Origin of the sequence: Hydrogenophaga sp. (assembly GCF_051007235.1) — a bacterium.
Taxonomy (GTDB): domain Bacteria; phylum Pseudomonadota; class Gammaproteobacteria; order Burkholderiales; family Burkholderiaceae_C; genus Hydrogenophaga.
The window spans coordinates 1-2,246 of record NZ_JBPCSJ010000147.1 but is presented as its reverse complement, the minus strand read 5'-3'; the positions used below and the strand labels follow the sequence as shown (position 1 = coordinate 2,246).

At 68.4% G+C, this 2,246-nt stretch carries 3 protein-coding genes; 2 read left to right on the top strand and 1 reads right to left on the bottom strand.

The annotated features are described in order from the left end of the window. Positions 1 to 705 (bottom strand): deoxyribodipyrimidine photo-lyase (locus tag ACR2JA_RS05465; RefSeq protein WP_434008097.1); only part of this gene is annotated, 705 nt, incomplete at its 3' end. 130 nt (positions 706 to 835) lie between these two features. On the opposite strand from ACR2JA_RS05465, the gene ACR2JA_RS05460 reads away from it, so the two are divergent. Continuing rightward, the gene (locus tag ACR2JA_RS05460) at positions 836 to 1,192 is read left to right on the top strand and encodes a hypothetical protein (RefSeq protein WP_434008096.1); all 357 of its coding nucleotides are present in this window, start codon (positions 836 to 838) and stop codon (positions 1,190 to 1,192) included. A gap of 115 nt (positions 1,193 to 1,307) precedes the next feature. Further along, positions 1,308 to 2,246 (top strand): tRNA (N6-isopentenyl adenosine(37)-C2)-methylthiotransferase MiaB (gene miaB / locus ACR2JA_RS05455; protein ID WP_434008098.1); only part of this gene is annotated, 939 nt, incomplete at its 3' end.

Below are 2,246 nucleotides of genomic sequence, written 5' to 3'. Positions count from 1 at the left end.
GCCCCAGGCCAGGTGGGGCGAGAGGCGCGAGCACGCATCTGGCGCGGTCAGCGGGGAAGACATGCCCCGCCGGTAGTCGGCGCCGCCACCGGCCAGGAAGCGCTGCAGCGCGCGCAGGCCCTCGGTGCGGCCACCGCGCTGGCGCTGCGGCGCGTCGACATCGGTCAGCACGGCCGCGAGTGCGTCGCGCGGCGGCGGTTCGTCCCAGGGCAGGTCCACGTTGATCCAGTCCGGCGGCGCCTCGGCCACCGGCCCGGCCATGAAGGCATCGCGCCGCGTCTGCCAGCCATCGCGCTCGCGCAGGCCGCGCACCACGCCGTTCTGCGGCCATTCGCGCCAGGCCACCCCGTGCGCGCGGCACCAGCGGGCCACCGCGCGGTCGCGCTCGTAGGTCCAGCCGTTGCCGGTTTCTTCATGGGCGTGCAGCGCCTCGAAAGGTTGCAGCGCGTGCAGTCGATTCAGCACTGCGACCACGTCGCCCACCACGACATGGAGGCGCGCCCCTCGTTCGGCCAGCGCGCGGCGCAGGTCACGCAGGCTCTCGCGCACAAAGCCCCATTGCCGGGCCGAGGCGTCGGGCTGCGCCCACAGATCAGGCTCGACGACGTACAGGCACAGCACCGGCCCGGCGCGCGCCGCCTCGACCAGCGGGGCGTGGTCGTGCAGGCGCAGGTCGCGCTTGAACCAGACGATGCGGTAACTCATGGCGTGGAGCGGGCAGAGGCGCGAGTATCCGCGCCCGCCCAAAGACCCGGGCCTGTGCCGGGCCATGCGACAATCCGCCACCCCGCAGCATCCGCAAAAGATGCCGCTCCACAGCCTCTGGATCTACACCATGAACCGCTGCACCACGACCTTTTCATTGCCCCGGCGCCTGGCCCTCGCGGCCCTGGCGCTGACCGCCCTGCCCGCGCTGGCCCAGACCGCGCCGGTGCGCAATTTCCCCGCCAACGCCCTGCGCGGCACCCTGGTGGTGACCCAGCCCCCGGTCATCACCATGGACGGCAAGGCGGCCCAGCTATCGCCAGGTTCCCGCATCAAGGGCCCGAACAACCTGCTGGTCATGTCGGGCGCCATCGTCGGCCAGGAACTGACGGTGAACTACACCGTGGAACACCACGGCATGGTCCACGACGTGTGGATCCTGACCGAAGCCGAAGCCGCCCTGAAGCGCAAACGCGCCGGCGAATAACCCCTAACCCAACAGGCCCCCAAGCCCAGGCGCGCCGTGGAACCGGCTTAGCCGGGCCGCCAGTGCGGTCCCCCTCTTAGGGGGAAGCCGCGTCAGCGGCGCAGGGGGTAGACACATCATGAAAAAAGTCTTCATCAAAACCTTCGGCTGCCAGATGAACGAGTACGACTCGGACAAGATGGCCGACGTGCTCGGCGCCGCCGAGGGCTTCGAAAAAACCCAGGACCCCGAAGAGGCGGACCTGATCCTGTTCAACACCTGCTCGGTGCGCGAGAAGGCGCAGGAGAAGGTGTTCAGCGACCTCGGCCGCGTCAAGCACCTGAAAAAGAAGGGCGTGCTGATCGGCGTGGGCTGCTGCGTGGCCAGCCAGGAAGGCGCCGAGATCATCAAGCGAGCGCCGTACGTGGACGTGGTGTTCGGACCGCAGACGCTGCACCGCCTGCCCGAGATGCTCACGGCGCGCGACCGGCTGAACCAGCCGCAGGTGGACATCAGCTTCCCCGAGATCGAGAAGTTCGACCACCTGCCGCCCGCGCGCGTGGAGGGTGCTTCGGCCTTCGTGTCCATCATGGAAGGCTGCAGCAAGTACTGCAGCTACTGCGTGGTGCCCTACACCCGCGGTGAAGAGGTCAGCCGCCCGTTCGAGGACGTGCTGGTCGAGGTCGCCGGCCTGGCCGACCAGGGCGTCAAGGAAGTGACGCTGCTGGGCCAGAACGTCAACGCCTACCGCGGCGCGATGGGCGGCACGTCAGACATCGCCGACTTTGCAATGCTGATCGAGTACGTGGCCGACATCCCGGGCATCGAGCGCATCCGCTACACCACCAGCCACCCCAACGAGTTCACCCAGCGCCTGATCGACACCTACGCCAAGGTGCCCAAGCTGGTGAGCCACCTGCACCTGCCGGTGCAACATGGCAGCGACCGCATCCTGATGGCGATGAAGCGCGGCTACACCGCCATGGAATACAAGAGCACGGTGCGCAAGCTCAAGGCCATAAGGCACGACATCTCGCTGTCGACCTACTTCATCGTCTGCTTCCCCGGCGAGACC

Coding starts and splice junctions, on each gene's coding strand:
- ACR2JA_RS05460 (WP_434008096.1), top strand. CDS start 836: ATGAACCGCTGCACCACGACCTTTTCATTGCCCCGGCGCCTGGCCCTC.